The sequence below is a fragment of the Acidovorax sp. LjRoot194 genome (genome assembly GCF_964253015.1).
GTDB lineage: Bacteria > Pseudomonadota > Gammaproteobacteria > Burkholderiales > Burkholderiaceae_C > Acidovorax.
On record NZ_CAXUQB020000001.1, the window covers coordinates 4,757,638 to 4,775,386 of the forward strand.

A 17,749-nucleotide genomic window follows, 5' to 3' on the forward strand; every position below is an offset into this window, starting at 1 on the left:
AGACGCCCATGCCCTCACCCCGCCACCACGAGCCCGCAGCCATCCACTACCGCGTAGAGCCTGCGGATCTGCATGCCCACCTCTTTCACATCACGCTGACGATCGCCCACCCCCAGGCGCTGCAGGAGGTCGCACTGCCGGTGTGGATCCCGGGGAGCTACCTGGTGCGCGAGTTTTCCAAGAACCTCCAGGAGCTCAAGGCACACCAGGGCAAGCACGATGTGCCCCTGACGCAGCTGGACAAGCACCGCTGGCGCGCGGACTGCAGCGCGGACAAGCCCCTGGTACTGACCTACGCCGTCTGCGCCTACGACACCTCGGTGCGCACGGCGTGGCTGGACACGTCGCGCGGCTTCTTCAACGGCACCAGCCTGTGCCTGCAGGTGCGCGGCCAGGAAAAGCAAAGCCACACCCTGGAGATGGCCAGCACCCCGGCCACGGCGGACTGGTCGGTGGCCACCGGGTTGACGGCACTCAAGGTCGACAAGAAGGGTTTTGGTCTCTACCAGGCCGAGGACTACGATGAGCTGGTCGACAGCCCGTTCGAGCTGGGCAACTTCTGGGTGGGCCGCTTCACGGCCGGTGGCATCCCGCACCGCTTCGTCGTGGCCGGCGCTGCGCCGTCATTCGACGACAAGCGCCTGCTGGCGGACACGCAAAAAATCTGCGAGACGGCCATCCGGTTTTGGCACGGCGACGGCGCGGCCCCGTTCAAGAGCTATGTGTTCATGCTCAATGCCGTGGGCGACGGCTACGGCGGCCTCGAGCACCGCAACTCCACGGCCCTCATCTGCGGCCGCAGGGACCTGCCCCGTGTGGGCGAAAGCCGCGCTGGCGACGGCTACACCACGCTGCTAGGTCTGATCAGCCACGAGTACTTTCACACCTGGAACGTCAAGCGCCTGCGCCCTGCCGAATTTGCGCAGTACGACTACGCGCGGGAGAACTACACCGACCTGTTGTGGTTCTTCGAGGGCTTTACCAGCTACTACGACGACCTGCTGCTGCGCCGTGCCGGCTTGATCGACGACGCAACCTACCTCAAGCTCATCACCAAGACCATCAACCAGGTGCACCAGACCCCGGGGCGCGCGGTGCAGACCGTGGCGCAGGCCAGCTTCGACGCGTGGGTCAAGTACTACCGCCAGGATGAAAACACCCCCAACGCCACGGTGAGCTACTACACCAAGGGCTCGCTGTTGGCGCTGTGCCTGGACCTGGCGCTGCGCCGCGACGGCAAGAGCACGCTGGACGACGTGATGCGCGCGCTGTGGAAGCGCTGCCAGGGCGGCCCCATGACGGAGGACGACCTGCGCACCGTGCTGCGGGAGCTGGGCGGGCGCTCGTTCGACGCTGACATCGCGCAGTGGGTGCACAGCACGTCGGAACTCCCCCTGGCCGAACTGCTGGCGGCCCACGGCGTGCATCTGCAGGCAGAAGCGCCGCAATGGGCCCAGCGCCTGGGGCTGCGCGTGGCCGAAAACCACAGCGTGCAGATCAAGACCGTGCTGCGCGCGGGCCTGGCAGAGCAGGCCGGCATCGCACCCGGGGACGAATGGCTGGGCGTGGAGGTGCAAGGCCAGGGCTGGCGCATCAGCAAACTCGACGACGTGGCGTTCTACGCAGGCACCGAAACGTCGGTGACGGCCGTGGTGGCCCGCGACGGCCGGCTGCTGCGCCTGGCGCTGGAGCTGCCGGCGCGCGGCCACAGTGCCACGCCGCGCAAATCGAGCCGCCATACGCCCGCCCCGGATACGGTCAGCCTGTCGGCCTCGGACGCCGCGGCGCTGGGACGCTGGCTGGGGTAAAGGTGACGGCGGAGGGCAATTCAGGCCCACGCGCGGCAGCGGTACGGTCTTTTACCTACCGCGGCGCAATCCGGACCTGCTTCGGTATATTCCTTCACGCCCGTCATAACAAACCATAAACCCAGGAGATTCCATGGCCTACGAAACCATTGAGGTTCGCATTGAAGCGGACAAGGTCGGCGTGATCACGCTGAACCGCCCAAAGCAACTCAACGCCTTGAACGACCAGCTCATGAACGAGCTGGGTGCCGCCCTGAAGGATTTCGATGCCAACGAGGCGATCGGCGCCATCATCGTCACCGGCAGCGAAAAGGCATTTGCAGCGGGTGCCGACATCGGCGCGATGGCCAGGTACAGCTTTGCGGACACCTACAAGGGCGACTACATCACCCGCAACTGGGAAGCCATCCGATCCATCCGCAAGCCCGTGATCGCGGCAGTGAGCGGCTTTGCGCTGGGCGGCGGGTGCGAGCTGGCCATGATGTGCGACTTCATCATCGCAGCCGACAATGCCAAATTCGGCCAGCCCGAGATCAAGCTCGGCGTGATCCCCGGCGCTGGCGGCACGCAGCGGCTACCGCGCGCAGTGGGCAAGGCCAAGGCGATGGACATGGCCCTCACCGGCCGCATGATGGATGCCACCGAAGCCGAGCGCGCCGGCCTGGTCAGCCGCGTGGTGCCGTACGACAAGCTCATGGACGAAGCACTGGGTGCGGCCATCATCATTGCCGGCTTCTCGCAGATCGCCGTGATGGCCGCCAAGGAGTCCGTGAACCGCGCTTTCGAAGGCAGCCTGTCGGATGGCGTGATGTTCGAGCGCCGCCTGTTCCACGCGCTGTTCTCCACACAGGACCAGAAGGAAGGCATGGACGCCTTCATCAACAAACGCGCTGCCAACTTCACACACCAATAATTTTTGTTCTATAATCTTGGTCTTACGGTCGTATAGCTCAGTTGGTTAGAGCGCAGCATTCATAATGCTGATGTCGGTGGTTCAAGTCCACCTACGACCACCACATTCGAGAGACCTGCCAAAAGCCCGCAACGCGCCAGTGATTGCGGGCTTTTTTGTGGCCGCAGCGCGGCGGCCGTGGCGGTAAGTCCTTGTACGAAAACGGTTTTTTCGGCCCCCTGGCCCGTAAAATCAGCCTCCCCCACCTTGTCCTCAGCCTCTGGATACACACCATGAACCGCTGCCTCCCTGCCCTGACCTCTTCCCCCGCCGGCCCTGGCCGATGTCTGAACGCTGCACGCGTCATCGCAGCCGCCAGCCTGGCCGCCTTGGCATGCATGGCAGCGCCCGCCCAGGCGCAGGTGCAGCCGGGCATGGGCGTGGTGCGCAACTTTCCCGATGCGTCGCTGCGGGGCAGCCTGACCATCCAGGGCGGCTCCGATGCCGTGCTCAGTGGGCGCAACATTCGCATGGCGCCCGGCATGCGCCTGTTCAGCCCGCAGAATTCGCTGGTCATGCTGCACACGGTGCAGGGCCAGACCTTCAAGGTCAACTACCTGATCGAGAACAGCACGGGCATGTTGCTGTCCGCCTGGATCCTGACCGAGGGCGAGGCCGCCCAACCGCGCAATGGCTCGGACACGATCCAGTTCAACTTCCGCACCGACTCGGACCCGACCAAGAAGTAGCCCCGGCATGGGCAGGCCCGCTGCGCGCCCGCCCACTGCCCTGCCCCAGTGGCCGCCCCACGCGCGCCGCCGCATCCCCATTCGGACACGAGATTGATTGCCATGGCCAAAAAAGTCTTCATCAAAACCTTCGGCTGCCAAATGAACGAGTACGACTCGGACAAGATGGCCGACGTACTCAATGCAGCCCAGGGCTACGAGCCCACACAGAACGTGGACGAGGCCGACCTCATCCTCTTCAACACCTGCTCGGTGCGCGAAAAGGCGCAGGAGAAAGTCTTCAGCGACCTGGGCCGCATCAAGCACCTGAAGGCCCGCGGCGTGAAGATCGGCGTGGGCGGCTGCGTGGCCAGCCAGGAAGGCGCCGAGATCATCAAGCGCGCGCCGTATGTCGACGTCGTGTTCGGCCCGCAGACTCTGCACCGCCTGCCCGAGCTGCTCAACCAGCGCGAGCGCCTTGACCGCCCGCAGGTGGACATCAGCTTCCCCGAGATCGAAAAATTCGACCACCTGCCGCCAGCACGGGTCGAAGGCGCCAGCGCCTTTGTCTCCATCATGGAAGGCTGCAGTAAGTACTGCAGCTACTGCGTGGTGCCCTACACCCGCGGTGAAGAGGTCAGCCGCCCCTTTGACGATGTGCTGGTGGAAGTGGCGGGCCTGGCCGATCAGGGCGTCAAAGAGATCACGCTGCTGGGCCAGAACGTGAACGCCTACCTGGGAAAGATGGGCGACACCAGCGAGATCGCCGACTTTGCGCTGCTGCTGGAGTACGTGGCCGACATTCCGGGCATCGAGCGCATCCGCTACACCACGAGCCACCCCAACGAGTTCACACCGCGGCTGATTGCCGCGTACGCCAGCATCCCCAAGCTGGCCAGCCACCTGCACCTGCCGGTGCAGCACGGCAGCGACCGCATCCTGATGGCCATGAAGCGCGGCTACACGGCCATGGAGTACAAGAGCACGGTGCGCAAGCTGCGCGCCATACGCCCCGACCTGGCCATGAGCAGCGACTTCATCGTGGGCTTCCCCGGCGAGACGGAAGACGACTTCAACAAGATGATGAAGCTGATCGACGACATCCACTTCGACAACAGCTTCAGTTTCATCTTCAGCCCCCGCCCCGGCACGCCTGCCGCCGGCCTGCACGATGACACGCCACACGACGTGAAGCTGCGCCGCCTGCAGCACCTGCAGTCCGTGATCAACGCGAACATCAAGTCCATCAGCGAAAGCCGCGTGGGCTCGGTGCAGCGCATCCTGGTGGAAGGCGCCTCCAAACGCGACACCACCGAGCTGATGGGCCGCACCGAATGCAACCGCGTGGTCAACTTCGTGGGCCAGCCGCGCCTCATCGGGCAGATGGTGGACGTGACGATCACCGAAGCCAAGGCCTACACGCTGCGCGGCGAGGTCCTCACGCACGAGGCCGCACTGGCCTGAAACCGCAGGAACAGCCTCTCCCATGTCCGAACCCAGTAGTCCACCCAGCGCTGGCGCGCCCAGGGCGGGCGGGCCGCTCAACGGGTTTTCGTTTCAGCAACTGTTGCTGCTGGCGTTCCTGCTGATTGCGGGACTGCTGGGCGTGAGTTCGCTGCGGGCGCTGCACACGCTGGAGCAGCTCATGGTGCAAAGCCGCCAGGGTACGGCCCACGCCACCGCACTGGGCACCGCCGCGCAGTCGCTGAACCAGCGCGGGCAAGCGCTGGAGCGCGCAGCCCGGCAGTCCCTCGTGCTGCGCGATGCGCCGCTGCGCCGCAGCTTCGATGAAATGGCACTGGAGGCGCTGGGCATCCTCGAACAGTTGCACAAGGACGGGCTCCCCGAAGCGCAGGTGGACGAGTGGCGCAGGCACCTCGACGCCGTCAAGGAGCTTGTGAACGCGCCGCCCGAACGTGCGCTGGACAACGAGCGGCTGGTGGCCGAGGAGTTCGTGGCCATCGAGACGTTGAACCTGAACATCGCGCAGTCGATACAGGACATCAACGCCCAGCGCAACCGAGAGCTGCAGGACCGCGTGGAAGCCAGTCGCCGCAATGTGACGCATCAGGTGGTGGGCGTGATCGTGCTGGCGCTGTTGCTGGCACTGGCGCTGGGCATCTGGCTGGCCCGTCCGTTCAAGCGGCTGGAGGGCGCCATCCGCCAACTGGGCGAGAACCAGCTGGATGAACCCGTGGTGATCTCGGGCCCCGACGACGTGCGCCGCGTCGGCCAGCAGCTCGAATGGCTGCGCCTGCGGCTGGTGGAACTGGATGCGGACAAAGCCCGCTTCTTGCGCCATGTATCGCACGAACTCAAGACACCCTTGGCCGCACTGCGCGAAGGCGTGGCGCTGCTGCAGGACGGCGTGACGGGCGAGCTCAATGGCGGGCAGCGCGAGGTCACGCAAATCTTGCACCACAACACGCTGGTGCTGCAGAGCGAGATCGAGGCACTGCTGCGCTTCAATGCTGCAGCCTTCGAGGCGCGCCAGTTGAAACGGCGCGACACCGATCTGCTCTCACTGCTGGAAGCGCAGGTGGAAAGCCAGAGACTGCAGTGGCAGGCCCGGGGCCTGAAAGTGCAGGTGGAAGGCCCGCCAGTGTCGCTGCCGATCGATGCCGACAAGATTGCGTCGGCCGTGAGCAACCTGCTGTCCAACGCGATCCGCTTCTCGCCCAAGGGCAGCACCCTGCGCATCGTGCTGTCGCGTCCCGCAGGGGCCGCCCGGGTGGATGTCATCGACCAGGGCCCGGGTGTGGCGCCGGCGGACCGCGACCACGTCTTCGAGCCTTTTTACCGCGGCGTGCGCCAGCCGGACGATGCCGTGCGCGGCACCGGCATCGGCCTGTCCATCGTCCAGGAATACATCGCGGCCCACGGTGGCACGGTGCGTCTGGTGGACGAAGGCGCCCAATCATTCTTTCGCATAGAACTACCGCATGCAGCCCAGTGACTTTCACCTTACCGCTGCCACCGAGCGCACGTTGCCGAGCCCCGGGGCATCCTCCCTTCTTCCGCTGGCGGCGGCGTGGCTGTTGGTCGGCTGCGGCGCGACGGCTCCGCAGCAGGTCGCTGCGCCACCACCACCGCCCCTGGTGACGGTCGCGGTGGCGGTGCCGGTCAAAGTGAAAGCGGAGCGCACTCCACCCGCAGAGCTGCCCCCATTGCCCCCGCCCCACCCCGTGCAGCAGGTGCTGGCACAGACCGATCTGATGCTGCGCATGCCGCCGGCAGATTTGCCGAAGGAAATCGCGCGCCTGAGCGATGCCGAAGAGGCTGCGGCCGAAAACCCCTTGCTGCTGGCCACAGCACTCGCACAGACACGCCAGGCCGTGGATACGGCGCGCGCGCTGGGGCTGGTGCAGCGCGTGCTGGCCAACCAGAGTGCAGCGTCCCAAGCCCTGCACCCGCTGGCACGCCTGATGGAGGCTCGCCTGCTGACCCAGCGCCGACTGGAAGACCAGCTGGAGCGGCAGACGCAGCAACTGCGCGACGCCCAGCGTCGCAACGACCAACTCAACGAGCGGCTGGAGGCCGTGCGCGCCATCGAGCGCAGCCTGACCACCCGCCCCCCCGTGCCGGCCGCCCCCGCGTCTTCGCCCGGCAGCAGCCCGCAACGTTCAGCCCCCTGACACCCACACCACCATGGCATCCACCTCCACCCCTGCATCCCGCGCTGGCGCATCGGCCCGCATTCTTGTGGTGGACGACGATGCCGACATGCTGCGGCTGCTGTCGCTGCGCCTGAGTGCCGCTGGCTACGAAGTGATTGCGGTGGGCTCTGCCGAAGCCGCGCTGGCGCAGCTCGACATGGCGCGGCCGCAGCTGGTGCTCAGCGACGTGCGGCTGCCGGGGCGCGACGGGCTGGCGCTGTTCGACGAAGTGCGCGCGCGGCACCCCTCGCTGCCGGTGATCCTGCTGACTGCGCACGGCACCATTCCCGATGCAGTGGAAGCGACTTCGCGCGGTGTGTTTACCTACCTCACCAAGCCGTACGACGGCAAAGACCTGCTCGAAAAGATCGGACAGGCCCTGGCGCTGAGCGCCCCCGCCATCACCCACGCCCATGCCAACGAGGCCTGGCGCGCCGAGATCGTGAGCCGGTCCAACCGCATGACCGATCTGCTGGCCGAAGCCTACATGGTGGCCCAGTCGGATGCCAGCGTGCTGCTGCTGGGCGACAGCGGCGCGGGCAAGGAGCTGCTGGCGCAAGCCATCCACCGGGCGAGCCCGCGCGCCGCCAAACCTTTCGTGGCAGTCAACTGCGGCGCCATCCCCGAGGCCCTGCTCGAATCCGAGCTGTTCGGTCACGTCAAAGGCGCCTTCACGGACGCGACCAGCAACCACAAGGGCCTGTTTCAGGCGGCCGACGGCGGCACGCTGCTGCTGGACGAAATTGGCGACATGCCCCCGGCCCTGCAGGTTAAGCTGCTGCGCGTGCTGCAGGAGCGCGCCGTGCGGCCCGTGGGTTCGAGCCAGTCCACGCCCATCGACGTGCGCATCATCTCTGCTACCCACCGCGACCTGGAAGCGGCCATGGCCACCGCCCAGTTCCGCGAGGACCTGTACTACCGCCTGAATGTGGTGACGCTGGCGCTGCCCACGCTGGCTGACCGGCGCGAGGACATTGCACTGCTGGCGAACCACTTTCTCGACCGTCTCGCACGCAAGTACGACAAGCGCCTTTCGGGCTTTGCGCCCGAGGCCCTGAAGGCGCTGACCATGGCCGCGTGGCCTGGCAACGTGCGCCAGCTGTTCAACGTGGTGGAGCAGGTGTGCGCCCTGTCCACGACGCCGCTCGTGCCACTGACCCTGGTGCAGCGTGCGCTGCGCATCCCGTCGGCCCAGGTGCTGAGCTTTACCGAGGCCCGGCAACGCTTCGAGCGCGAATATCTGGTGGGCCTGCTCAAGATGACGGATGGCAATGTCGCAGACGCATCCCGCCTGGCCCAGCGCAACCGCACAGAGTTCTATCGGCTGCTGCAAAAGCATGCCCTCACCCCCGGCAATTTCAAGAACGAAACGGCGAGCGGTGAAGATGTCGCCGAAGAGCGACACGACTAAGCCGTTGATTTCAAAAGAATTTCTTGTCCTAGGCTTGGTGCTTGTCGCCACACAGCGACAAATACGAGGCTTTTAGGGCCGCAGAAACTGCTTGCACAATCGCTTACATGTACATCGAGGCTTAAGTCGTTGATATAGAACAGTTTTTCAGAGCTGGCACAGGGTTTGCCCTAGATGCTGCATGCAAGCTGTTTTTTCTCCATCTTCGCCTTTGCTTCGGCATGCCCGACGGACCGTCGGTCTGCTGGCGCTGGCCCTGGTGGCCGCGAAGGCCCAGGCACAGGGCTTCGACTTCGACAGCGTGACCCAGCTGGCGCGCGAGCGTGCCGGGAAGCCCTATCGGGCAGCTGGCGACAAGCTGCCCGCCGACTTGGCCAAGCTCAATTACGACCAGGTGCGCGACATCCGCTGGCGTCCCGACCGCGCCCTGTGGCGCGCCGAGAAACTGCCTTTCGAGGCCATGTTCTTCCATCTGGGCCTGTACCAGAAGGAGCCGGTGCTGATCAACGAGGTGACGCCGCAGGGTGCCCGCCACATCAGCTACAGCCGTGCCGACTTCGACTATGGCAAGAACCAGGTCAAGCCCGAGGCCTGGGGCGACCTTGGGTTTGCAGGCTTTCGGCTGCACAACCACCTGAACTCCAACGCCTACAAGGACGAGTTGGTGGTCTTCCAGGGCGCCAGCTATTTCCGCGCACTGGGCAAGGGCCAGCAGTACGGTTTGTCGGCCCGCGGCTTGGCCATCGACACGGTAGGCGCGGCGCCCGGCCAGAGCGAGGAGTTTCCTCGCTTCACCGAATTCTGGCTGGTGCGTCCCGACCCGTTGTCGACCCAGGTCACGGTGTACGCGCTGCTCGATTCGCCACGCGCCACGGGGGCCTACCGCTTCGACATCGAGCCCGGCGCAACGACCACCACGACCGTGCGCAGCCGCATCTTTGTGCGGGCTGGTGCAGGCAAGCCCATCGGCACGCTGGGCGTTGCCCCGTTGACCAGCATGTTCTTCTTTGGCGAGAACCAGCCCCGCAAGGACGACTTCCGCCCCGAGGTGCATGATTCCGACGGGCTGATGATCGCCACCGGCGAGGGCGAATGGCTCTGGCGCCCGCTGCAGAACCCCAAGCAGACCCTGGTCACGTCGTTCGCCACCAAGAACCCCAAGGGTTTTGGCCTGATGCAGCGGGACCGCCAGTGGGCCAGCTACGAGGACGTGGAAGCCCGCTATGAACGCCGCCCCAGTGCCTGGGTGCGCCCCCTGAACGACTGGGGTCCTGGCCGTGTGGAACTGGTGCAGCTCAACACACCCGATGAAACGCACGACAACATCGTTGCGTACTGGGTGCCCGCCCAGTTGCCCGCCCCAGGCCAACCGCTGGAATTTGCCTACGAGCTGAGCTGGCAGGGCGAAGAGCAGCAGCGCCCGCCGGGTGGCTGGGTGACGCAATCGCGCCGCGGCATGGGCTACACCAAGGAGACGGCAGCCGCCCTGCGCCAGCAGGCCCAGTTCGTCGTCGACTTCGACGGCCCTTCACTGAAGGCCCTGCCACCGGAAGCCGCCGTCAAGGCGGTGGTGAGCACCGATGCCAACGGCAAGGTGCTTGAAAACATCGTCTACCGAAATCCCGCCACCGACCAGTGGCGCATGACCGTTCGCGTACAGCGCCTCAAAGCCGATCGCCCGATCGAACTGCGCGCTTTTCTTCAACACGACAACAACGCTGTGAGTGAAACATGGACGCACATCATTCTTCCCGAGTAAGCCCCAAGGCGCCCCTTCGCTCACCAGCCCACCTGCGCGCTGTTCCCAGCCTGCGCAGCGTCGTGCGTGAAGAGCGCCATCCCAACGCTGTGACGGCACCGCCGCTGCACCGCGGGTCGATGACGCCCGTGCCCTGGCGCGGGTTCTGGAACAGCATGAGCACCGCCGTGCTGCTGCGCCTCACGGGCCGCGCCCGCAATGCCGGCCCTGCAGAGCCGACAGACGAGCACACGCAGGCCTGGCAGGGCGCAGCGCAGCGCCGCCGCTGGACCTTCATGGTGCTGACCGTGCTGGCCACGGCACTTGCCAGCCTGCTGTTTGCAGGCGTGCAGCCCACGTATGACAACCCTTGGCTTGGCTACGGGCAGATCGCCTTGTTCGCGCTGCTGTCGGCCTGGGTGGTCACGGGCTTCTTGACCGGCCTAATGGGTTTCTGGGTGATGGTGCGGGGCGACAAGCATGCGCTGTCGGTCCGCAGCGTCACCGAGCACCAGCTGGCGCCGGATGCGCGCACCGCGATCATCATGCCGATCTGCAATGAAGACGTGTCCACCGTGTTCGCCGGTCTGCGGGCCACGTGTGAATCCGTGGCGGCCACCGGCCACGGCGCCACCTTCGACGTGTTCGTGCTGTCCGATAGCTATGACCCCTCCATTGCCGCCGCCGAGCGCGCCGCCTGGGAAGAGCTGCGCAGCGCGCTGGCCCAGAACGGCCAGCAACCCCAGGTGCAGGTCTACTACCGCCTGCGCACCCGCCGCACCCACCGCAAGGCCGGTAACGTGGCAGATTTTTGCCGCCGCTGGGGCAAGGACTACCGCTACATGGTGGTGCTGGATGCCGACAGCGTGATGAGCGGCGACTGCATCGTCTCCATGGCCAAGCTGATGGAAGCCAACCCCTCTGCCGGCATCATCCAGACCGCCACGCAGGCCATCGGCCACGTCACGCTGCACGCCCGTGCGCAGCAGTTTGCCTCGCGCGTCACCGGCCGGCTGTTTACGCTGGGCATGCAGTATTGGCAACTGGGCGAGTCGCACTACTGGGGCCACAACGCGATCATCCGTGTGGCGCCGTTCATGGAACATTGCGCGCTGGCGCCGATCAAGGGCACGGGCGGCCTGGCGGGCGGCATCATGTCGCACGACTTCGTCGAAGCCGCGCTGATGCGCCGCGCCGGCTACCACGTGTGGCTGGTGTCCGACCTGATCGGCAGCTACGAGCAACAACCACCAGACCTGCTGGCTGAACTGCAGCGCGACCGCCGCTGGTGCCAGGGCAATCTGCAAAACGCCCGCCTGATGGCCGAGCCTGGCATCCACCCCGTGCACCGCTCGATGTTCGTGACGGGCGCCATGGCTTATCTGTCGGCACCGCTGTGGCTTGCGTTCCTGACGCTGGGCACGGCGCTGTGGCTGTCGGGCGCCAAGCTGGTGGCCGACTGGCACATCCTGCCGGCCGAGTTGCTGGCGCTGTGGGCCTGGACCCTGTGCCTGCTGTTCCTGCCCCGCATCCTGGGCGTGGCCGCGGTGTTCATGCGCCGCGAGCAATCGCAGTACGGTGGCGCCTTCAGCCTGCTCAAGAGTGCGGTGCTGGAAAGCGTGCTGGCCATTCTGCAAGCCCCCATCCGCATGCTGGCGCACTCGCTGTTCGTGGTGATTGCACTGACCGGCCTGAAGCTGGAATGGAAGTCGCCGCCCCGTGAAGCGCATGCCGTGCCATGGCTCCACGCCATGCGCCAGTTGGCCCCCATGAGCGCGATCATCGCCGTGATGGCGCTGGGTGTGGCCTTCATCGACAGCAGCGCGCTGCTGTGGCTGATGCCCGTGGGCCTGCCCCTGGCACTGGCGATTCCGCTGGCGGTGCTGACCAGCCAGATCGCTCTGGGCAAGGCACTGCGCGCGCAGCAACTGCTGTTGATCCCCGAGGAGTCGTGGTCGCCGCCGGTATTGCGCCGTGCGTGGCTGCATGCCAGCCGCCTGGCGCAGCCCGCACTGCGCGCGGCCTAACCGCCATGTGATCGACGTCACGCCCACGTCCCCCCAGGAAGCCGGTGCATGCACCGGCTTTTTTACGGTGCGCGCGCTTTGGCAGTATTCAGGGTCCACGCGGTCGGATGCTGACGATGCAAGCACTTGAAACACTGTCCCAGCAAATGCGGCAGGGGTACGGCACTCCTTTACGATACGGCACGCTTTGGACACGGCCGGACGCATGCCGCCACCGGACAGCGGTCACCTTTCCATCCGTCTCAGCTTCTTGATCACCATGCCCATGTCTTCCCCTGCCCCCGATACCCTGCGGCGCTTTTTGAGAGTCAGCTTACTGGCACTGGCCATCGCAGCCGCAGGGTGCATCGCGCCGCCAGCGCCGATGGCCGAGGCGCCCACCGCGCCCCCTGCCGCACCCGCGCCAGTGGTGCCTGCTGAGCCACCGGGCCGCATCATCTTTGCCGGCTTTGCGATGCACTCGCAGTCCAAGGCCTTCCGCAACGATGTATTGCTGGCTGAAAAGCTGGTGCGTGAGCTCGACTCCAACGCCTTGATGCTCAAGCTGGCCAACCCGGCACGGGGCGAGAGCGCAGAGTGGCCTCAGGCGACGGTCGAAAATTTCGCGCTGGTGATGTCCAAGATGGCCGAGGTGGTGCAACCGCGGGACCGGGTCTTGCTGCTGATCTCCACGCACGCCAACCCTGGCCTGCTCAACATCACCGTGGCTGGCAAGAACCAGCCGCCCATCACACCCAGGTTGCTGAGCGATGCCCTCGCGCCGCTGAAGGTACCGACCCTGGTGGTGCTGTCCGCCTGCTACAGCGGCGCATTCATCAAGCCGCTGAGGGCGCCGAACCGCGTGGTGCTCACGGCCTCCGACACGCGTCTCACCTCGTTCCGCTGCCAATACGATGGCACCCACACGCCGTTCGCCGAAGCGCTGTTCGGCCAGGTGGATGCCGAAAATTTGTCAGTGACCGACTGGATGGATGAAGCCAGAAAATCCATCGCCGCGCAAGAAAAGCGCCGCAAGCTGCCCGCATCCAAGCCGCAGACCTTCGTCGGCGAAGAAGCCAAGGCCTGGGCAGGCCAGCCGTTGAAAGACTGGCTGCAAGCGCCTTGAGCGCCTGGCCTGCGCTCAAGATGGCTCATCCCTCATCGCCCAACCGCTGCGGCATAGAGGTTTGAGCGGCCCACGCATGCAGCACGTCCGTTGCTGGGTTGAATGAGGGCGTCAGGCAGCCCCGTTGATCCGGGCTGAGGGTTGAGCAGCTCAGATAGGTGATCTCAAAAAGGCATCTTGGGCATGCCACCGCCGCCCAGGCCCTTCATGCCGCCCATGCGCTTCATCATCTTCATGAGGCCGCCGCCCTTCATCTTCTTCATCATGCCCTGCATTTGCTCGAACTCCTTGAGCAGGCGGTTGACCTCTTGCACATGCACGCCCGCCCCGCCGGCAATGCGCTTCTTGCGGGTCGCCTTGATGAGGTCGGGCTTGCGGCGCTCCAGCGGCGTCATGCTCTGAATGATGCCTTCCTTGCGCTTGATGTCCTTCTCGGCCTTGTCCATGTCCACCGCGCCGGCCTTGGCCGTGAGCTGGGACGGCAGCTTGTCCATCAGGCTGGACAGGCCGCCCATCTGTTTCATCTGCTGGATCTGGGACAAAAAATCATTCAGGTCGAAACCGTCGCCGCTCTTGACCTTGGCGGCCAGCTTCTGCGCGGCCTCCATGTCCACACCGGCAGTGACCTGCTCGACCAGCGCCACGATGTCGCCCATGCCCAGAATGCGGCCCGCATGGCGCTCGGCGTCGAACACCTCCAGGCCGTCGATCTTTTCCGACACACCTGCAAACTTGATAGGCGCACCCGTGATCTGCCGCACCGACAGCGCCGCGCCGCCGCGTGAGTCGCCGTCGAGCTTGGTCAGCACGATGCCGGTGAGAGGCAGAGCCTCCTTGAAGGCCTTGGCCGTGTTGATCGCGTCTTGGCCCTGCATGGCATCGACGACGAAGAGCGTCTCCACCGGGTTCAGGGCGGCGTGCAGGTCCTTGATTTCCTTCATCAAGGCTTCGTCGATGGCCAGGCGACCGGCCGTATCGACCAGCAGCACATCGAAATAGTGCTTCTTGGCGTAGTCGAGCGCGGCGCGCGCAATGTCCAGCGGTTTTTGGTCCGGGGTGCTCGGGAACCACTCCGCGCCCGCCTGCCTGGTGACGGTCTTGAGCTGCTCGATGGCCGCGGGGCGGTACACGTCGCCAGAAACGGTGAGCACCTTCTTCTTGCGCTTTTCGATCAGGTGCTTGGCCAGCTTGGCGGTGGTCGTGGTCTTGCCGGCGCCCTGCAGGCCAGCCATCAGGATGATGGCGGGCGGCTGGGCCGCCAGGTTGATGTCCGAGACGCCCTGGCCCATGGTGGCCGCCAGTTCGCGGTTGACGATGGAGACCAGCGTCTGGCCGGGCTTGAGCGATCCGATGACCTCCTCGCCCAGGGCTTTTTCCTTCACCCGCGCAATGAAGTCGCGCACCACCGGCAGGGCCACGTCGGCCTCCAGCAGCGCCATGCGCACCTCGCGCAGCATGTCCTGCACGTTGGATTCAGTGATGCGGGCCTGGCCACGCATCTCCTTGACGAGGCGCGAGAGTTTGTCGGTAAGGGCGGAGGCCATGGGCAATGTTCCGGTGTTGCCTGCGCGCGATCAACACAACGGTTGTGGCTGGCAGGCACGCCCAGGTACGGGCGGTGGGGGCAAAAGGCTAAACTGCGATCCATGATTTTAGCGAGTAGCTCCCCCTTCAGCTGGCTGCTGGCCCTGGCCGCCGCGGTGGCATATGGCGTTCCCGCCGTCGCCGCCAAGCGCCTGGGCACCACGGCAGCCCGCAATGCGCTGCTGGTGGCCTGGGTGCTGCATGGCGCCGTCCTGGTGTGGGGCCTGTGGGGCGACGCACCGCGCTTCGGGTTTGCGCCCGCCCTGTCGATGACGGCCTGGCTGGTGCTCACCGTCTATGCGGTCGAGCGGCAGCTCTTTCCCCAGATGCAGTCGCGCTGGGTGCTGGCTGCGCTGGGCGCGGTGGCCGTGGTGCTGGCCCTGGTGTTCCCGGGGCAGCCACTGCATGTCACGGCTTCTGCCTGGCTGCCGCTGCACCTGGCCTTGGGCATTGCCTGTTACGGCCTCTTTGGTGCTGCGGTGGTGCATGCCTGGCTCATGACCCGCGCCGAGCGGCACATCCGACAGGCTGAAGACCCGCACAGCGGCATCCCGCTGCTGACGCTGGAGCGCCTGACCTTCCGCTTCGTGACGGCGGGCTTCATCCTGCTGACGGCCACGCTGCTGGCCGGCTGGCTGTTTGGCGAAACGCTGTATGGCCGCGCCTGGCGATGGGACCACAAGGCCGTTTTCTCGCTGCTGTCCTGGCTCACCTTCGCCGCGCTACTGATAGGCCGCGCGCGCTTTGGCTGGCGGGGGCGCAACGCGGTGCGCGTGCTGTATGCGGGCTCGACCCTGCTGCTGCTGGCCTACGTGGGCTCACGCTTCGTCATGGAAGTGGTGCTGGGGCGCAGCGCATGAAATACCTGGTACTGCTGATCGTCCTGGTCGTCGCCATCGGTATCTGGCGCAGCCGGCGTGACAAGGACACCGACGCGGAATCACGCAGGCCCCCACCGCCTTTGGCAGGTCCGCAGGACATCCTCGCGTGCGCGCATTGTGGTGTGCATATTCCGAAGGCAGAGGCCCTGATGCTGGGCAACCAGGCCTATTGCTGCCCGGAGCACAGTCGCCTGGGCCCGGCCTGAGCCATGCAAGTACCACCCGCCGGGATGTTTACGCCCACTGTGGACGCACCATTTGTCAGGCTGTGGCGCGGTTTTCTGACCGGTCGGGTGGTGGTGGCGCTGGCGTTGTTGATGCTGCAAGGCATTGGGCAGATCGTCAATCAGGCACCGGAGCCAGCAGTGCTGGGCGTGTGTGTAGCGTACCTGGTCGCCACCGCCATGCTGCGTGTGCTGGCGGGACATGCTCCGCCATCGCCGCGGGCAGGTGCCCGGTGGCTGCCCTCGATCGGGGTCGACCTGCTGGCCATCGCCCTCGTGCAGTTGCTGCATGCCGGCATCATGAATTTCACCCCCCTGTTCGGCCTGCCCATTCTCATGGCGGCCGTGCTCGGCACCTTGACGCTGGCCCTGGGGACCACGGCGGCGGCCACCCTGCTGCTGCTGGGCTGGGCCTGGTGGCAGGGCATCAGCATGACCGGCGACGCCGCCCCGCGCTACCTGCAAAGCGCGCTGACGGGCACCGGCTATTTCATCGTGAGCTACCTGGTGCACCAGCTGGCCACCCGCCTGGCGCGCGAGCAGGAGCTAGCCCATCAAAGCCAGGTCGCGGCCCGCGTGCAGACCCAGGTCAGCGCACTCGTGATCCAGAACCTGACCGACGGCGTGCTGGTGGTGGACGAAAGCGATACCGTGCGCATCGCCAACCCGGCGGGCCTGCAGCTGCTGGGCGGGGGCAGCCTGCCAGAGCTGCCGTTCATGCTGACCACGGAGCCCCCATGGAGCCCCCTGATCATCCTGGCGCGGCGCACGTTTCGGCAGGAGCAACCCCAGACCGCCGATGTCGACCTGCTGCACCCCGGGCAAAGCCCCACCGGCCTGCACGTGCGCACCTGGCTGACTTCTACGCGCGAGGCATCTCAGCAGACTCAGACGGAACGGCTGTGCGTGATGTTCCTGCACGACCTGCGGGAGATGGAGGCGCGGCTGCGCACCGAAAAGCTCGCGGCGATGGGCCGCATGTCGGCCGCCGTGGCCCACGAGATCCGCAACCCGCTGGCCGCCATCGTCCAAGCCAACGCCCTGCTCGAAGAAGACCTGCACGACCCGGCGCAAAAACGCCTCGCGCACATGGTGCAGCAGAACGCCGACCGCCTGGCCCGCATCGCAGAAGAAGTGCTGGACATTGCCCGCGTGCAGCACCAGATCAGCCATGCCCCGGCATCCACCGTGCCGCTCGATGAGACCGTGGCGCAGATATGGAACGACTGGCAGTCCCAGAACCCGGCCAAGCGCCTGGCCGTGGTGACGCTAGAAGCCGAGGGCACCCAGGTCGAGTTCGACCCCGAACATCTGCGGCGCGTTCTGGTGAACCTGCTGGACAACGCCTTGCGCTACATGAGCCAGGAGCCCGATGCGCTGCTGGTGAGCACGCGCGCCCTGCCGTCGGGCCAGGTCAGCCTGCAGGTGTGGAGCGATGGCGCTCCCATGGACAAGTCGGTGGAGCGCCATCTGTTCGAGCCCTTCTTTTCGTCCGAGAGCCGGTCCAGCGGGCTGGGCCTTTATATTTGCCGAGAACTGTGCCAGCGACACGGCGCCTCCATCAGCTACCAGCGCCTTGCGCGTGCCACGGCACGGGGTGAGACCGGGGGCAATGCCTTCACCGTCGGTTTTCGCCGTACGACCCGCCCTGCCGAATCCGCCACCCTGTTCGACACCATCGTGGTCTGACCTCCA

The 17,749-nt window shown here is 65.9% G+C and carries 14 protein-coding genes and 1 tRNA gene; 14 read left to right on the top strand and 1 reads right to left on the bottom strand.

Translation table 11 applies throughout. The features are described 5' to 3' along the window. Nucleotides 1-8 precede the first annotated feature (8 nt). The 11 genes from ACSQ3N_RS21600 (at nucleotide 9) to ACSQ3N_RS21650 (ending at nucleotide 13,365) form a co-directional block, all read left to right on the top strand. Entirely contained in the window at nucleotides 9-1,808 is a 1,800-nt protein-coding gene (locus ACSQ3N_RS21600; protein WP_056167446.1) for a M61 family metallopeptidase, read from the top strand. A 133-nt stretch (nucleotides 1,809-1,941) separates the two neighbouring features. Beyond that, on the top strand, nucleotides 1,942-2,721 hold the full coding sequence (locus tag ACSQ3N_RS21605; RefSeq protein ID WP_436147411.1) for an enoyl-CoA hydratase: 780 nt from the start codon (nucleotides 1,942-1,944) through the stop codon (nucleotides 2,719-2,721). A gap of 26 nt (nucleotides 2,722-2,747) precedes the next feature. Beyond that, nucleotides 2,748-2,824, top strand: a tRNA-Met gene (locus tag ACSQ3N_RS21610). Between the two features lie 169 nt (nucleotides 2,825-2,993). Then, nucleotides 2,994-3,449, top strand: a complete 456-nt coding sequence (locus ACSQ3N_RS21615; RefSeq protein ID WP_436147412.1) for a hypothetical protein — start codon at nucleotides 2,994-2,996, stop codon at nucleotides 3,447-3,449. Between the two features lie 102 nt (nucleotides 3,450-3,551). Further along, a complete protein-coding gene (gene miaB, locus ACSQ3N_RS21620; protein ID WP_056167440.1) occupies nucleotides 3,552-4,892 on the top strand; it encodes a tRNA (N6-isopentenyl adenosine(37)-C2)-methylthiotransferase MiaB in 1,341 nt (446 codons plus the stop codon). A 22-nt stretch (nucleotides 4,893-4,914) separates the two neighbouring features. Next, a complete protein-coding gene (locus tag ACSQ3N_RS21625; RefSeq protein WP_436147413.1) occupies nucleotides 4,915-6,384 on the top strand; it encodes a sensor histidine kinase in 1,470 nt (489 codons plus the stop codon). Then, a complete protein-coding gene (locus ACSQ3N_RS21630; protein ID WP_436147414.1) occupies nucleotides 6,371-7,063 on the top strand; it encodes a hypothetical protein in 693 nt (230 codons plus the stop codon). The genes ACSQ3N_RS21625 and ACSQ3N_RS21630 overlap by 14 nt, the downstream gene beginning before the upstream one ends. A gap of 13 nt (nucleotides 7,064-7,076) precedes the next feature. Beyond that, complete coding sequence (locus ACSQ3N_RS21635; protein WP_056167436.1) at nucleotides 7,077-8,495, top strand: sigma 54-interacting transcriptional regulator; 1,419 nt, start codon at nucleotides 7,077-7,079, stop codon at nucleotides 8,493-8,495. A gap of 181 nt (nucleotides 8,496-8,676) precedes the next feature. Then, nucleotides 8,677-10,254, top strand: a complete 1,578-nt coding sequence (locus ACSQ3N_RS21640) for a glucan biosynthesis protein G (RefSeq protein WP_436147415.1) — start codon at nucleotides 8,677-8,679, stop codon at nucleotides 10,252-10,254. After that, the gene (gene mdoH / locus ACSQ3N_RS21645; protein ID WP_235507360.1) at nucleotides 10,227-12,260 is read left to right on the top strand and encodes a glucans biosynthesis glucosyltransferase MdoH; all 2,034 of its coding nucleotides are present in this window, start codon (nucleotides 10,227-10,229) and stop codon (nucleotides 12,258-12,260) included. The genes ACSQ3N_RS21640 and mdoH overlap by 28 nt, the downstream gene beginning before the upstream one ends. Before the next feature lie 265 nt (nucleotides 12,261-12,525). Then, entirely contained in the window at nucleotides 12,526-13,365 is an 840-nt protein-coding gene (locus ACSQ3N_RS21650) for a C13 family peptidase (RefSeq protein ID WP_235507359.1), read from the top strand. Between the two features lie 164 nt (nucleotides 13,366-13,529). Here the strand turns inward: ACSQ3N_RS21650 and ffh are convergent, their stop codons facing one another. Further along, nucleotides 13,530-14,909, bottom strand: coding sequence for a signal recognition particle protein (gene ffh, locus ACSQ3N_RS21655; RefSeq protein ID WP_056167433.1), 1,380 nt, complete (start codon nucleotides 14,907-14,909; stop codon nucleotides 13,530-13,532). 102 nt (nucleotides 14,910-15,011) lie between these two features. Between ffh and ACSQ3N_RS21660 the strand changes: the two genes are divergently transcribed. From ACSQ3N_RS21660 to ACSQ3N_RS21670, 3 genes are read left to right on the top strand one after another with little or no spacing between them, the layout of a single operon-like run. After that, on the top strand, nucleotides 15,012-15,809 hold the full coding sequence (locus ACSQ3N_RS21660; RefSeq protein ID WP_056167431.1) for a cytochrome C assembly family protein: 798 nt from the start codon (nucleotides 15,012-15,014) through the stop codon (nucleotides 15,807-15,809). Then, on the top strand, nucleotides 15,806-16,036 hold the full coding sequence (locus ACSQ3N_RS21665; RefSeq protein WP_056167428.1) for a PP0621 family protein: 231 nt from the start codon (nucleotides 15,806-15,808) through the stop codon (nucleotides 16,034-16,036). The genes ACSQ3N_RS21660 and ACSQ3N_RS21665 overlap by 4 nt, the downstream gene beginning before the upstream one ends. Nucleotides 16,037-16,039: 3 nt before the next feature. After that, nucleotides 16,040-17,743, top strand: coding sequence for a sensor histidine kinase (locus tag ACSQ3N_RS21670; RefSeq protein ID WP_056167425.1), 1,704 nt, complete (start codon nucleotides 16,040-16,042; stop codon nucleotides 17,741-17,743). The last annotated feature ends 6 nt before the right edge of the window (nucleotides 17,744-17,749 follow it).